The following is a 15,629-nucleotide window of genomic DNA, read 5'->3' on the forward strand; positions in this document are numbered from 1 at the left end:
GAGCATTAAGAGAATTAATAAAAATATCTGGAATCAAAAGCNTTGTATTCATTGATTAATCAGGGTTTGACAAAATACAGTCATGCCTTTATGGATGGTCCAAAAAAGGGAATAAACTGTATGGTGAACAAACAGTAAAACGAATAAAAATAGAAAATTTAGTAGCAGGAATAAGGAAGAAATCAAAAGATTTAATAGCCCCTTGTTTAGTGGTAGTCTGAATGCAGAAGTATTTGAAGGATGGTTAAGCCAATATTTATTACCCTCATTAACAATTCCTTCAGTATTAATTATGGATAATGCACCAATTCCTAGAAAAAGTGCAATTAGAGAATTAGTAGAGTCAGCCGGTCATCAAGTATTATTTTTGCCGAAATACTCTCCAGATTTCAATGATATAGAGCATGATTTTAGTGCTTTAAAGAGAGCCAGAATGTATACTTCTATAGACACTTCTCTGGATGAAGTGATTCGTGAATATTGTGCTTCTTAGTGTCTCCTCCTTATTTAAAATAACTATAGGAGCAGGAATATCGGGGGTGCATCTCATATTTGTAAAAAAGAAGGGGAAGTGTGGGAAGTGTGGGAAATGTGGGAAATGTGGGGCGGGAAGTGTGGGGCGGGAAGTGTGGAAATTTTCGCGCGAATTTTTGCCTAATTGCATCGCTACCAAAAATCCCTATATAATTGATTAATTATTGCCTCTTGCCTCTTGCCTCTTGCCTCTTGACTTTCTCTAAGTGACTATGTTCACAACTCAAATAAAAATGCTATATTAGATATCAGTTAATCAGCTCAAATACATCTACTGTTTGCAGTTTTCCCTTGATTGAAACTTGACCCAATTCCCGATAGGTATACTGGTGCTTGGTCGCTTCATAGACACTACCACTGACGAGGATCTGACCCCCGTTGGCCATAGCTTGTAATCTGGCAGCGATATTGACTTCATCACCAATGGCTGTATAGTCCATATGCTGGGGAGAACCAATGTTTCCGACCACAACTTCTCCTGAACTAATCCCAATACCGGTTAGAAAATTCTCCCGGATCCAGGGGGTAGGCATAGTCTTAAGTTGATGTTGCATAGCAATAGCAGCTGCGATCGCTTGTCCCTGATTATCCTCTAGCTTAGAGGGGGCACCAAACATAGCCACAATCATATCGCCCACAAATTTATTTACTGTTCCCTCGTGGCTGAAGATAACATCCACCATGCAGGTAAAATATTCGTTCAGGTATTCAACAATTTTATGGGCTTCTAATTCTTCACACCGAGTTGTGAAATTCCGAATATCAGAGAACAATATAGTAATAGGCTTTTTGGCTGGAGTCAGAGAGATATTGCCCTTGGCATCAATAATAGCTTGGACAAGTTGGGAAGGAATATAGCGTTCCAGTCGGCTTTTAATCCGCTCCTCCTGTAGTTTATTTCTATGGAGCAAGGCATTTTCAATAGCTCCTGCTGCTTGAGCTCCAAGAATCGTTAAAAATTTCAAGTCTTGAGCTGTATAATTAACTGGTTTCTCACTACAAAAGTTAATCAATCCCAGCAGACCCTTTTGGGTTTTTAGAGGAGCACAAACCAGAGAGTTGATGGACTTCACACTAGCAATAAACCTGGGATCATCTTGAACCTGATTCACAATATCAGCCTTACCAATTCCTAGCCCATTCTTTGTATTACTATTGCTCAGCTGAAAAAATTCTGTTGGATTATACTGTTTGCCAAAGGCGGAGATTATATCTAGTTGCTCAGTTTCGGAATTAATTAACAAGACTGAACCACAATCTCCTGGAATCAGTCTTCTCGCTTCATCCAGGAACAGCTGAGCAATAGCGGACAGCTCTAAACAGGATGGAATCCGTTCCGAAACTCTATAGAGTAAATTAATTTCTCGGTATTGATCTAAGATAGCACTGCCTAGATCTTTTTTTTCTAATTCTTGATTAGCTAAATAATTCAGGAGTTCTTTAATTGCGATCGCTTTCTGATCCCCTTTGACCCAGCCAATCACCTGACCTCTTGCTTCAACGGGATATTTATTGGCTAAGTTACAACGTCCCAATATCGGAATTTTCCTAGGATTGTCCAACAGCAGCTTTCCGTGGATATCCTCAATCTGGACAGCGGTGTCTATGGCGTCAATCAGTTGACTTATGACCCCTAGCGCTTTTGGCTTAGAAATAATTTTTTTGAGACTGATAGATGCCATACTTTGTGCTACTATTGTAAGTTGGCTTAAAAGTATCGATTCAAAGTACTCCTCACCCGTTCCTCTCGAAGCATATTCTCATAGAGGATAGCATTAGATATGGCTGATGTGGCTTGAGATGCTAAAGCACTGATTAATTTCAAATCCCTGGCTGTATAGTCTACAGGTTTTTCACTACTGAGCTGAATGACACCAATTACCTGATCTTTGGTCTTGAGTGGAACACACATTAGGGAACTGATCGGATAATCAGATGGCACAAACCTGGGATCCGATCAGACATCGTTAACGATTTCTCCTACACCAGTCATAATCACACTGCCAACAATACCTGCTATCGATTGCTTGTGGGGTCTATCCCCCATTTCTGGCTCAAAGCTAGCCAGTACTTCCAGTTGGGATTTATCTTGGTCTAGCAAAAAGACAAATCCCCGATTCACTTGAATTAATTCCCTAGTTTGATTAATCACAATTTGAGCAACATCTTGAGGCATTAAATTGGCAGTTAATTTCCCCGATAGATTGTAGATTAAGTTTATTTATCGATAGTTCTCTAAGGTTTCTATAGCAATTGATCGGCGTTCTAGTTCTCGATTCGCTAAATAATTGAGTAGAGCGGCAATAGGACGAGCATTCTCTCCTCCCCTAACCCACCCTAAAGTAGTTCCTTTCAGGTCTATCTTGTATTTACCAGATGAATCATCAGGCTCATCTCCGAATAACAGTTGCTCATCAATGTCTTGAATACTAATATCTCCTCCCAGGGAATTTATCAGGTATGAGGAGCAGTGACGAGATGTCTTTTTGGGCAATTATTTTTTTCAGTTTAATAGCGGCCATGTAGTTTAGTAAAGCGGTTTTAAATTAGGTGAGTTACATTTTTTTAGGGAGCAGGGAGCAGGGAGCAGGGAGCAGCTTACAAGGGTATGATTTTAATATGGAAGGTATTCGCTGGCCAGAAAATCAATCGAGAGTAAAAGCAAACACGATATTGTAAAACTGATGATGAAAAGTCCTCAAGCTGATCAGGAATGGTTAAGAGTGGTCACCCTTAAAAATGCCCCACTTGAGTAAATCTCAGGCCATAGGATTAGCGATGGGTCGCAATGCAATCGCCATAACTCACAGTTGTGGATTATCGACGGTAACAGTGTTTCTAGCACAATTATTCAATAAGCCAGAAGGAAATGTCAGAGAACAATTGCGACAATGGTATCGAGAAGCCAATAATAAGTATGGTAGGTTCCGACAGGAAATAGAAGTAACTCAAAGTTTTAAACCGTTATTAACTTGGTTGTTGAGTTGGTGGTCGAAGGATGAAAAAAGCCTGGTGTTAGCTGCAGATGCTTCCACCTTGGGACAGCGCAAAACATTGTTGGTGATTAGTTTAGTCTATCGTGGCTGTGGCATTCCTGTAGCCTGGAAAATTATCAAAGCCACAGAAAAAGGTAGTTGGAAACCTTACTGGTGTCAATTGTTCGATCACATCGAAGTGAGCATGCCTGATGATTGGTTTGTGATTGTTGCTACAGATAGAGGGTTGTATGCCAAGTGGCTCTACGAGGCCATCAGGAAAAAGGGTTGGCATCCTTTGATGCGAATTAATCATCAAGGATATTATCGAGCCTCACACCATCAGAATTTTGTCCCAATGTCTTCATTAATTACTCAGGTTGGTCAGCACGCTTAGTGGTCGAGTCACCTGCGCATGCGACTCATAGTCTTGATTGTACTCTTCTGGCTAACTGGGAATCGGGCTATGCTGACCCTTGGTTAATCTTGACAGATCTATCTCCACAACAAGCTCAAATCTGTTGGTACAGTATGCGTAGTTGGATTGAATGTTTATTCAAAGATATTAAGCGTGGTGGTTTGGGCTGGCATCACACCAAAATGAGTGATCCTGGCCTTTCGGCCACGCTACGCGAACAACGGGCTGAAAGATTATGGTTAGCCATTGCCACAGCCACATTGTGGTTGGTTAGTGTTGGAGGAGAAACTGATGGTGATTTATCTGCTAGCAGTCTGTCTGACAACCATGGCAATAATAAGAGTGAATTAGATCAATCACCCTCAACAGCCACTGTCCAACAGACTAGTTGTGATCTCAATCAACCTACTCGTTATTTAAGTTGTTTCCGACAGGTGCGACCCGTGGCGAATTTAATTCGCCTACGGAAAGCGCACCTTAGGGGTTTTTTGATAATTTTGGCTTCTGTGATTAAACAAATGCCTTTACCTGTTGGCTGCTTTGTTCCTCCATTTTCTCTTGATTCTGGATAATTCTTAAAATCATACCCTTGTAAGGCAGGGAGCAGGGAGCAGGGAGCAGGGAGCAGGGAGCAGGGAGCAGGGAGCAGTGAAGTCATAAAAGGGAATAGGCAAAAGGTAATAGTGGTAAAATAATTTGGACATCATTAGACTATCAAAAAATATATTATTAATCTAATAATATAAAAAATATAGTGGCTAATTTATGTTCAAAACGCACCTTGTTAACCAACGCTTGTTCTTTGGCAATCCCTGAATTAACCAGAATCATATCAGGTTTGAATGAAATCGCTTTAGAAAGACAATCTTGACCATTTCGGGCATAAATTATCCGAATTACTCTTTTCCGTAATACCTGAGTAATCATTTGAGCTTGAGGGAGATGTTCCTCCACTATCAAAACTTGCTTAGTCGGCTTTTCTTGAGAGGTCAGTCGAACAACGTCTTTGAGCAGTTCTTCGAGATTAATCGGTTTGCTCAAACATCGCTCAACTCCTAGAGCATGTTGATCTTCAGTGATGGACAAAATGATAATCGGAATATCCATACTGTGCAAGTCATTTTTAACCACCGCTGCTGTATCAAACCCATTCATTTTCGGCATCACTACATCCAAGATAATTAGATCAGGAGGTTCTTGTTTGATCTGTTGAATTGCTTCCCAACCATCTTGCGCTTCCTGAATCCTGTAACCTTCTGCTCTAAGATGCTGCTTGAGTAGCTCTCGAATCGGAGCTTCATCATCCACAATCAGAATGGTTTTATCCCTGGAATTTGTGGTCATTTTCGAGGTGATCATGGATGATTTTAGTTGGGTGATCAGGGTTTCAGCAGCTATGGTTTTGACTCCAGGTTCAGACTCAACCGATATGGGTAAGCTAAAGGAGAAGTTACTCCCTTTACCCAGTTCGCTTTCGACCCAAATTTGTCCTTGATGATGTTCCACAATTTCCTTACAAATAGGGAGTCCTAAGCCGGTACCTTGAGGTTTTTCAGTTAGAGTATTACCCGCCTGTTTGAATTTTTCAAAGATCAGCGTCTGCTCGGCTTCAGAAATGCCTATACCGCTATCAATGATACTAACGGTAATCTCTGAACCAGTTCGCCTTACTTTACAGTATACAAACCCTTTATCCGTAAACTTAGCTGCATTAGAGATTAGATTAATCACCACCTGAATTAGTCGGTCTCGGTCACCAATTATCTGAGGTAAGCCCTCGTCTATACTCTTAATTAATTCCACATCATTCTGTTCAAACAGAGCAGTCGTAGCAATGATTGCTCGTTCTAGGACATCGACAACTGAGAGGGGTTGCATTTTCCACTCTACTCGACCAGCTTCTAGCTTAGCCAGATCCAGGACATCATTGATCAAAGCTTTGAGACGCTCCCCTTCGGAGATAATGATGTTAACATTTTCTGACACTTGCTTGAGGGTGCGCTGAATCTTGTGGTCATTGGTAGGAATTAAGGGAAATAGGGTTTTTTCCAGTTTTTTCTGAATCAGTTTGGCAAAACCCATTACTGAAGTTAGGGGAGTCCTCAATTCATGGGAAACTGTGGAAATAAAGTCTGTTTTCATCCGGTCTACTTCTTTTTCAAAGGTAATATCTCGGATCAGAATCACCGAACCCATAAAGCCATCCTGACTATCAGGGTTATCTGTAGCCTTAGTATCTTTTAGAATAGCAGTGGCTACGGCTTTGCCAATCCGTTGATTGGTCAGTTCTACTTCAGCGGTAAAGACTTGTTTAGGGTTAGTCTTAGTAAGAGTGACTAGGTTTGCGATCGCATTCCCCAACACTCCCTGACACCCTTGACCGAGTAACTCGGTTTCCCCCAAATCAAACAAGCTCACCAAAGCTGGATTGATGCGAGTAATTTTGCCCTTGGTATCTGTTACCAGTAATCCATCGGCTAAGCTTCTAATCATCGCATCCACGTAAGCTATAGTATGCTGTAATTGAGTCGTGGTGGTTTTGAGACACTGAGCTTGTTCACTGACAATTGTGTACTGTTCTTGAGTAGTGGTGTATAAATGTGCCTGGTTGATGGCGATCGCTAACTGATTGCTCACGGCTTGTAATAGCTCCAATTCCAAATCACTACAGCTCCAAGGCTTGCGGCGCATACAAATTAAATAGCCAGGAGGATGCAACCCCCGAATCATGACTGGTAACGCCAGATAGTTCCCTGTCTGGCAGTAGATGAGTTGATCACCACTATCATGGAAGTGAACCATCTGTCCTTGGCTTAAGCGATCGCATAAATCATCAGAAGATTCGATACGTATGAATCCCACTTGGGACGGTAAATCAGCTTTTCGATGTTCACACAGAATTTCCAAGCATTGTTGGTCTTGGTGATACCAGCCAAAAGTCACTCGGTCGAGACGCAAGAGGGTAGCAATTTCATTGACAGTAGTTTGCACAGTTGTTTCCAAATCCAGAGATTCACGAATACGAGTAGTAAGCCCATTCAGCAGCGCCTCCTGCTGAGCCCTGGCGTTGGTCTGCTCGAAAGTTTGAATCTGTAGTAAAGCAATAACCATGGCGATGATCAGCATCACTCCCAACACCGATGCCAGCAAATTGAGAGAATTGAGTTGTCGCTCCACATTAGCCCGGGGAATCACCAAAGCCACAGACCAATCCGCGTGTTGCAGAGAAGTATAGGCAACATACACCGACTGACCATGCAGTTCCATTAGGGTTACCGACTCTTGCGGGTTGGCTATTTTCCTAGCCTCCATCATCAGTTGAGCAATTTGCTTTAGATTGGGGTTAGGGGAGTCTAAAAAACTCCTACCAAATTGAATTACCTTTGGGTCTGGATGGGCAATGGGTACTCCTTTTGAGTCCAAAGCAAAGGCATAACTCCCTTCTCCCAAGGTAGTATTGGTAATCACCTCTGACAGTCGGTCTAAGGAAACCGGTCCAGCAAATTCTCCTATGGGGAAAGAAAATGGACCAGCCAACTCCCCTGGTTTTGGCAGGGTTACATCCCCCAGTTGCACATCCTCGTTGGTTAGGTTGTCCAAAGCCAGTTTTTTTGGAGTAATTTCCGTGTCATTGTTGGGGGGAACTGACCAGATCGGAGCCGCAATATTGACTTGGCGAATACCAGTAGAACGAGAGACTACCGGATTATCCACAAAGGTTTCTCCTTGCATCGCTCGTTGAAAGTGAGTGCGATCGCTAAGATTCTTCCCCTCAATAAAACCTGCACGACTGGTGTAGTAAGAGCCATTCCCCTTAGCCATGACAAACATATGAAAATCGGGCAATCGTTCTTGCTCGAGTTGCAGATAGGGTTGAGCAACCTCCCAGTCCAAAGACCGAACTTGGGGACTATTAGCAATCGTTTCCACCTTCGCCATCAGAGCCGCCAGCCATTCATCAATTTGATGTCCCGCCATCTTGACCTTCAATTCAGCATTATCCTCCAGACTCTCAAGAATTAGACTCTGAACCACCCAATAACTCGTGAAAGCTGCTGTTCCCACTAGGGCAATGGTGCCACTAATTAACAACCGGGGAACAGAACGCCTTGGCTGCCATAGGGATTGATAACTATTGTGCTTAAGCCACCACTGGCGTCTAAACCAAGTTCCCATATCTCTTATGGAAAATCCTTCCTGTTGTTCCTGAGAAACTTCAGCAGCTTTTGCCTGGGGTTGGGCTAGGATAGTGGGGTCCGAGCAACTGGTGTCCACCTCTGATGCTAAAGGAATACCGCTCACCTGACAGTACCCGTGTGGGTAAACCTTGAGTGGGGAATTATCCGGAAGTGAGTTTCTCTGGGAACTAGCATTAAAACGATTCAGTCTCACTGTTCCGAAGATAGTCCTTAGGCTGGGTTGCCTACTGGTGGGATAAGATGACAATTGTTTACCTCCCCTTTCTCCCCTGATGCCCTCTCTTCCCCCTCTTGCATCCGAGTACAAATTATCCCTATTTTGGACAATACCCCAATCACTTCCAGGCTGGGGATTGACCTGGGTAGAGTACCTACCCTGCCTTCTTGGGTACAGTGCTTCTGGCTGATTGTCTCCCCGCCAATCCAGATAACCTTGTAGCAGTTGCCGCAACAGTTCCATACCATTGATCCAGAGGTTTTCTTCTATCTGGTAATAGGTGAGACGGTATGCTTCTTCAGAACAGAGCCAATTAAGAATTTCTTCAAAGTACTCACGAGCCTGGAGAAATGGATTGAGCTGAGTGTATTCAGATGTTTCCATAATAAAATCGGATATAGCTTTGATATGATCTCGCCTAATCTCTACCAGGAAAATTATAGTCAGTCCGGGTAATTTTTTTTTTAAGTGGTTAGTCGTTAGTCGTTAGTCGTTATATCAAGTCCGGTTAATCACTTATAGCAGTCGCCAGGGCAGTTAGGACATGACAAAAGTCTCAAACCTAAGTAAGCGCAAGAGTTTGACTTCTGACTTCTGACTTCTGACTTTTGAATTATGCTATACCAAATAGTCCCTGTTTTGGTAATGGGCAATCGGTAATGGTGAATCGTCAACTACCAAGTACAAATTACCAAGTACAAATTACCAGAGAAGAGATATCATAATTAGTCAAACTGATTGGATATAATCGGTAATTTACCCTGAATTATCAATTACAAATGACGAATTGTCAGTAATATTACGGTTGACTTGTGGTTCGGTCATTTGATGAACTTCAAATAGGGTCATACTAACTAATACCAATTTCATTTATTCGAGCTACAGATGGTGAACAGGTGTAGGTTAGTCGGTTAGTCGGTGAGCGGGTTATCTTCTGAACCTTCAAATGTGGCCCATGGACAATCAACCATTAAAGTCTAACAATAATCATAATTATTGTTAGACTTTAATGGTTGATCCGTAGAATAAAACTAGTGATATCAAAAATATTTTTTATATTTATTTGGTTATATTTATTATTATAATTTTAATTTCCATAAATAATTATTATAAATTACCATATAAATCAATCAACTATATGGTCAAATCCTCAGACTATAGTCTTTTATTTGATGAACCAATTCAGCCAATACCACTCAAATTAGAACTAAACAAAGACAAGGTTAAACTGGGCAAGGCGCTTTTTCATGACCCCCGACTGTCACAGGATAACACCATCTCTTGTGCTAGCTGCCACAATCTAAATACCGGTGGTACAGACTAAATGGTGCGTTCAATTGGGATCAACAATAGGATTGGCTTGATTAATGCACCCACAGTCTTCAACAGTGGATTCAATTTTAAGCAACATTGGGATGGAAGCGTTGAAACCCTGGAGGAACAGATTGATAGACCAATCCATGCAGAGCATGAAATGGGTTCTAATTGGCAAGAAATCCTCAGTAAGCTCAAGCAATCCCCTGAGTATGTCTCACTATTTAACCAACTGTATAAAGATGGTATCAACAGCGACAACATCAAGGATGCGATCGCTACTTTTGAAAGATCGCTTTACACTCCCAACTCACGCTTTGACCAATTTTTGCGCGGCCATAAAAATGCCCTCTCCTCCTCAGAAAAAGAAGGCTATCGTCTGTTTAAAGCCTATGGCTGTGTTAGCTGTCACCAAGGAGTCAATGTCGGCAGTAATATGTTCCAGGCTTTTGGTCTGTTTGGGGATTACTTCAAAGATCGCGGTAAGCTTACCAAAGCTGATTTGGGACGCTTTAATGTCACTGGCAATGAACGTGATCGTTATGTATTTAAGGTTCCCAGTTTGCGGAACGTGGCTCTAACATCACCATATTTTCACGACGGTTCAGCTGAAACTCTTGAAGAAGCTGTGACGATAATGGGCAAATATGAATTGGGACGCCCACTGTCGCCAAACGATATTGGTCTGATTGTCAAGTTCCTCAAAACTCTCACAGGCGAGTATCAAGGAAAACCATTGTGAACAAAACTCAATTGCTAAAGCTCATAAATACCTTGGCTGCTGTTTTTATCTTGGCTTTTTTGGTTAGGAAAAGTCTACCAATTAACCTTGAATAACACCAACAGTATCAAAATATAGCGGTTTTTAATCTAGTAAGGTACAAGTTTTTGGGTTTTAGGGAGCAGGGAGCAGGGAGCAGGGAGCAGGGACTTCGGAAGAGGGAAGAGGGAAGTCGGAAGTGGGAAGTCGGAAGTGGGAAGAGGTAAAAAAATATGTGTACCTCATGAGGATAAAAAGCGCTATCCTTTAAATCAACAAAAGGAGATAGATGTAATATTAAATCAGGATATTATAAAATCTCGCTACGAGATTAGCAGCTATTACGATCCATTTGTCAAGCATTTATCTCAACTCAAATATAATCAAAATAGCCTTAACATAATCCCGACATTTATTAATCAGTACGGCAGGTAAAAACTTACTAAAATAATAAAAAAAATCAGAAATCAGAAATCAAAAATAAAAGTTAATCAAAAGATTAAAATTCCAGAATGCAATTCTACAAAACTCCCTTAGTTACTTACCGTTTATGACTAATGATATCGTAAAAAATACCTCGAATAAAAGCGGAAGCCATTATTTAGAAGTTATTCTAGATGAACTGCTGAAAAATATCCTGCTTTACAACCTCAACTCTGATCAGGAATTAGAAGCGCTGATCAAGGACAATATGGATAGGCTGTTGCTGGTCAAAGACCAAAATAATTTTGGTAAAGATGAATAATTTATCGATCTAGCCCTCAGCCATTACCGAAAAATTATGAGCAATAAACCTCAGGTAGATGAACTGACCCAGCAGCTGCTACAGCTCCCTACCAAGCAGCTAAACGAAGAACTAGATTACGTCTATTGGGACTTTAGCCAAAATCAAGCCAAAATCAAGCCCTTACTCGCTTTATATCTGATAAATACGTCCGGATTTTCCTGGAGCCAATGAACATGCGCGGCAAGACATGGCACTGCGAAAAGCATCTATTGCTTCAGCAAATGTCTTTAAAGGTTTCGATGCCCATCGTCTTCGCAATCCCCCAGTTAATTGATGCCAAAGAATAAAAGTATAGGCACACATGACCAAGATAAAATGCCTCATCAAGCTGCGTTTATGGCGAACTTGATATTCTTTGAGTCCCAACCACCACGCTTGCTCCCGATAAAATACTTCCACCCAATTTCGTTGAGCGTAAGTCTCGACCACCCATTGGGGAGTGACCACATCCGTTTCGACATTTGTCAAAAAATAGTCACGGTGCGCTTTCCAATGGGCGAGTAAATCGCCCTTGGGTCGCACCGCAATATCTGTGGCTTGACTAAAAGTCGGTTGATTCATGACGATAGCCAGACTTCTTTTTCCACTCAGACGAGATATTTCTACTTCGAGGGTGGCAACCCACAGGGTTTTTGACTTATTTAGATTTAGTTGAACTTCTGTGAAAGCCTCATCCGGAAGGCTTTGGGCTAACTCATCAACCCGAATAGTAACTCCCGAATTTTTGGCGTTCGGGTCACTCACTTTTCGTTCGCGTAGCGTGCGCTTTTGGCGCATTTTTTAGCGATTCGGACTAAATACTTGAGTTGTCGATTTTCTAGCTCTAATAAAAATGATGTATTGTTTCCATATCCAGCATCTATCAGGACCATTCCTGGATGATATCCCCGACTTAATGTCTTATCAATTAACCCCAAGGCTAGCTCCGGTTTCGCGCAGGTTGGCTGGATCTTTTTTTCCCTGGGGCAATGAGTTCCCGTGTTGATATAACTCAAGATCTAACGGTAGACTTTTTCGACCATCATACAGATGGGTTGTTACCACCACAATTCCATTATCCGTTTTCCCGATTTCCCCAATGTAAGGCAGACCGACACCTTCGGTGAAGTTTCCACTTTTCCGTTCGCGTAGCGTGCGCCAAAAGCGCTTTGTCCGCTGTCGTCTACAATTAGTGCAAATCCACGTTCGCGTAGCGTGCGCCAAAAGCGCAGGGATTTTGGTCTGACGACAGCTATTCATCACTTGCAACCGGCGTTCGTTAATCTCTTGTTCACTCCAGGAAGCTCGCACCGCAAAATGCCGTAGGCTGTGGTATGAGACATCAGAGCGCGTTTCCGGCAATCTGAGATAGGTTTTTCCGTTCACTTTCTCCCAATAATCCCCCGCTGGTAGTGCCTAAACTCTTTTTTTTGAGCTTTTGTGTGAAAGATATCATCAAAACGCTTGCACCATCTCAAGGGAGCATGGAGGCATTGCTGTGGAAACAGTTTCTTTCATGGGATTGGACGGAAAAAGTAATCAACCTAAAAAACTTACCCTATATAGCATAGCACTATTTATGCCTTGAATTATCGCGCTTAGTCCCACTATAACCTCTACTATCGCCAAGCTATTGATACAGCTAATACTTATCGTTTATATGCCTATAGTTGGTTGTTGATTTTGTTGGCTTGGATTGCCTATTTAATTATCAACAATTTGGTAAAAGCTAACCGTCGTACCATCAACATTCTCGAAAGTATCACGGATGCCTTTATTTCCCTAAACGACCAGTGGCAGATTACCTATCTTAATCCCCAAGCTTTCCAAATGCTACAGAGTCAACCCGAACAGCTTCTGAATCAGAATCTGGAGGAGGTGTTTTCCGGAGTCTTTGGCTCCAAGTTCTACCAGGAATGTCATCGGGCGGTTGCTGCACAGGTTGTTGTCACCTTTGAAGAATACTATCCACCGACCAAACGTTGGTTTGACGTGAAAGCTTATCCAGGTATTAATGGTCTTTCAGTGTTCTTTCATGACATTACTGAGCGCAAACAAGCCTCCCGGGTCTTGCAGCAACTCAATGAGGACTTAGAAGCTAGGGTAGAAGAACGTACTGTCCAACTTGCTGAAAGTATGAAAGAAGCCGAAAAAGCGCGGACTAAGTCTGAAGAAGCTAACAAAGCCAAAAGCGAATTTCTTGCCAATATGAGCCATGAACTGCGCACCCCCCTCAATGCTATCCTAGGATTCACCCAATTGATGAACCGTGACTCATCGCTGAATCAGGAACATCAGGAATATCTAGCAATCATTAGTCGCAGTGGTGAGCATTTACTGAACTTGATCAATGACATATTAGAAATGTCCAAAATTGAGGCAGGTCAGATAACTGTAAATGAAACTAGCTTTGACCTGTATCGTCTGCTGGATAGTCTCGAAGAGATGTTAGGACTGCGAGCCGCCTCCAAAGGCTTACAGCTCATCGTTTACCGAGAGCCAGAGCTTCCTCGATATGTGAAAACAGATGAGGGAAAATTGCGCCAAGTTTTGATTAATTTACTGGGAAACGCTATCAAATTCACTCAAGAAGCTCACGGGGTGACAAGAGAGCTAAAAAGATTGCTGTATAATAATCATAGCCCGTTGACCCTGGAGATAAAAAGGGAGCTTATTAGGAGTTAATCTTATTAATTTGGGTGCGGCTCTTTTAAAAGTACGGTAGACTAGATCTCAGTAAAACTGACAAATTAGTCAGAGTAATAGTTTGAGTCAATACCTCCTGGTGGGTGACCAGCTGAAAAAGTCAGCAGTAGTTCAGGAAAAGTTTGGACCTATGCAACCATCGATCTCAAATGAAGACATGTTTTTCTCACAAGCGCGAGAGCTATTTGAAGAAATAGTGGACTGGCTGGGTTCAGATAGTGTTTGCGGTTTACAACATGGGGAATTAGAGAGTAAACTGCTTGAAAACGGATACGAACTATTAAGACGACTGCTGCAAGGTTACTTCGACAGACGAAGTGATGACGAGATCGAAGGAGAATGCTTAGGTAACGACGAAGCCAAGAGAACCCATAAGAAGAGATTTACAAGGAAGCTGACAACAATATTTGGCACGATCATCGCCAATCGAATCGGTTATGGTGGACGAAAAATAACTTCCCTCAACCCACTCGATGCCGAGTTAAACCTACCAGTAGAAAAATACTCCCACGGACTGAGAGAGCGAGTGGCTGTCGAAGTAGCTCGTTCAGGGTTTGGCGAAACAGTCGAAATCATACAGAAAACAACAGCCGCAAAAGTTGGTAAGCGACAAGTTGAACAATTGGCTGATCAAAGTGCTTGTGACTTTGATCAATTCTATGCTCATCAACAAGCACAATCGGTTGAATTGAAGGAGACGGGGGAAATAGTAGTTATTAGTGTGGATGGCAAGGGTGTTGTCATGCGTACAGAAGACTTACGTGCTCCCACGCAAAAAAGAGCGCTGGCAAATAGCAAGAAGTTAAATAAACGATTAACTAAGGGGGAAAAACGCAATTCAAAGCGAATGGCAACAGTGGCTTCAGTTTATACCATCAACCCTTTTGTTCGTACACCTCAACAAATTGTCAGCACAGAAGAAGAACACAAAAAAATCAAACGACCCAAACCAATCGGTAAGCGTGTTTGGGCAAGTTTAGTTAAAGAACCATCACTTGTTATAAAAGAAGCTTTTGACGAGGCATTACACCGCGACCCCAATCAACACAAGCGTTTTTGCGCTCTGGTCGATGGTAACAAGACACAATTATCGCGCTTTGAAAAAATTTGCTCGCGAACACCATCTCAAGTTAACGATTGTCCTGGATATTATTCATGTGATTGAGTATCTGTGGAAGGCTGCATTTGCCTTCTATTCGGACACTAGTCAACAAGCCGAAGTTTGGGTTAGTAAACGTTTACTGCTGATCCTTGAAGGTAAATCGAGTACAGTTGCTGGGGGTATGCGTGGTAGCGCTACAAAGCGCCAACTTTCTGCATCACAACGTCAGCCAGTGGATAAGTGTGCCAGATATTTACTCAACAACGCTGCTTACCTCAAATACCACGATTACTTGAAAGCTGGTCTTCCCATTGCCACTGGGGTTATTGAGGGCGCTTGTCGTCACTTAATCAAAGACAGGATGGACATTACCGGGGCTAGATGGAGTCTTATGGGTGCTGAGGCGGTTTTACGTCTGCGCTCGCTTTATGTTAGCGGTGATGGCAAGAGTATTGGCCCTTTCACTTAAAGCAAGAGCATAAACGTAATCACTTGTCTTTGTACAAAGATGGCCTTCCTTTGATGAAACGACTAATTCAAGCTCGTTGCTCTATTACTGCTCCTCCTACTCTTCCGATACCTCTCTAAACCTGACCAAACGTCTTTCCAAAAGAGCCACACCCAATTCATTTATGGGG

8 protein-coding genes and 5 pseudogenes are annotated in these 15,629 nt (G+C 42.2%); 7 read left to right on the top strand and 6 right to left on the bottom strand.

Going from position 1 to position 15,629, the window contains the following annotated elements; all coding sequences use genetic code 11:
* A pseudogene (locus LYNGBM3L_RS33435) lies at window positions 1–493 on the top strand (IS630 family transposase); the annotation flags it as partial.
* Between the two features lie 289 nt (window positions 494–782).
* Here the strand turns inward: LYNGBM3L_RS33435 and LYNGBM3L_RS33440 are convergent.
* Genes LYNGBM3L_RS33440 through LYNGBM3L_RS34535 form a run of 4 tightly spaced genes read right to left on the bottom strand, consistent with a single transcriptional unit; the run spans window position 783 to window position 3,028 of the window.
* The gene (locus LYNGBM3L_RS33440) at window positions 783–2,216 is read right to left on the bottom strand and encodes an adenylate/guanylate cyclase domain-containing protein (RefSeq protein WP_008191899.1); all 1,434 of its coding nucleotides are present in this window, start codon (window positions 2,214–2,216) and stop codon (window positions 783–785) included.
* Window positions 2,217–2,242: 26 nt separating this feature from the next.
* Entirely contained in the window at window positions 2,243–2,476 is a 234-nt protein-coding gene (locus tag LYNGBM3L_RS34525) for a GAF domain-containing protein (RefSeq protein ID WP_048815387.1), read from the bottom strand.
* A gap of 15 nt (window positions 2,477–2,491) precedes the next feature.
* Window positions 2,492–2,710: a GAF domain-containing protein gene (locus LYNGBM3L_RS34530; RefSeq protein ID WP_008191903.1), complete on the bottom strand. Its 219-nt coding sequence runs from the start codon at window positions 2,708–2,710 to the stop codon at window positions 2,492–2,494.
* 45 nt (window positions 2,711–2,755) lie between these two features.
* A complete protein-coding gene (locus LYNGBM3L_RS34535; protein ID WP_008191904.1) occupies window positions 2,756–3,028 on the bottom strand; it encodes a hypothetical protein in 273 nt (90 codons plus the stop codon).
* 254 nt (window positions 3,029–3,282) lie between these two features.
* On the opposite strand from LYNGBM3L_RS34535, the gene LYNGBM3L_RS46300 reads away from it, so the two are divergent.
* Entirely contained in the window at window positions 3,283–3,906 is a 624-nt protein-coding gene (locus LYNGBM3L_RS46300) for a hypothetical protein (protein ID WP_207554321.1), read from the top strand.
* Window positions 3,906–4,499 (top strand): hypothetical protein, encoded by a 594-nt coding sequence (locus LYNGBM3L_RS46305; RefSeq protein ID WP_008191913.1) that lies wholly within the window; start codon window positions 3,906–3,908, stop codon window positions 4,497–4,499. Before LYNGBM3L_RS46300 ends, LYNGBM3L_RS46305 begins: the two co-directional genes overlap by 1 nt.
* Window positions 4,500–4,656: 157 nt before the next feature.
* Here the strand turns inward: LYNGBM3L_RS46305 and LYNGBM3L_RS35220 are convergent, their stop codons facing one another.
* A complete protein-coding gene (locus LYNGBM3L_RS35220) occupies window positions 4,657–8,727 on the bottom strand; it encodes an ATP-binding protein (protein WP_008191914.1) in 4,071 nt (1,356 codons plus the stop codon).
* A gap of 754 nt (window positions 8,728–9,481) precedes the next feature.
* On the opposite strand from LYNGBM3L_RS35220, the pseudogene LYNGBM3L_RS49655 reads away from it, so the two are divergent.
* Window positions 9,482–10,399: pseudogene (locus LYNGBM3L_RS49655) on the top strand (cytochrome-c peroxidase).
* A gap of 508 nt (window positions 10,400–10,907) precedes the next feature.
* The gene (locus LYNGBM3L_RS33465; RefSeq protein WP_267872135.1) at window positions 10,908–11,162 is read left to right on the top strand and encodes a DAHL domain-containing protein; all 255 of its coding nucleotides are present in this window, start codon (window positions 10,908–10,910) and stop codon (window positions 11,160–11,162) included.
* A 143-nt stretch (window positions 11,163–11,305) separates the two neighbouring features.
* Here LYNGBM3L_RS33465 and LYNGBM3L_RS33470 read toward each other — a convergent pair.
* A pseudogene (locus LYNGBM3L_RS33470) lies at window positions 11,306–12,701 on the bottom strand (IS701 family transposase).
* Between the two features lie 201 nt (window positions 12,702–12,902).
* On the opposite strand from LYNGBM3L_RS33470, the pseudogene LYNGBM3L_RS49250 reads away from it, so the two are divergent.
* Window positions 12,903–13,802, top strand: a pseudogene (locus LYNGBM3L_RS49250) (histidine kinase dimerization/phospho-acceptor domain-containing protein); the annotation flags it as partial.
* A gap of 148 nt (window positions 13,803–13,950) precedes the next feature.
* A pseudogene (locus LYNGBM3L_RS33480) lies at window positions 13,951–15,579 on the top strand (ISKra4-like element ISMpr2 family transposase).
* Window positions 15,580–15,629: the final 50 nt, after the last annotated feature.

Source organism: Moorena producens 3L, from assembly GCF_000211815.1.
Lineage (GTDB): Bacteria > Cyanobacteriota > Cyanobacteriia > Cyanobacteriales > Coleofasciculaceae > Moorena > Moorena producens.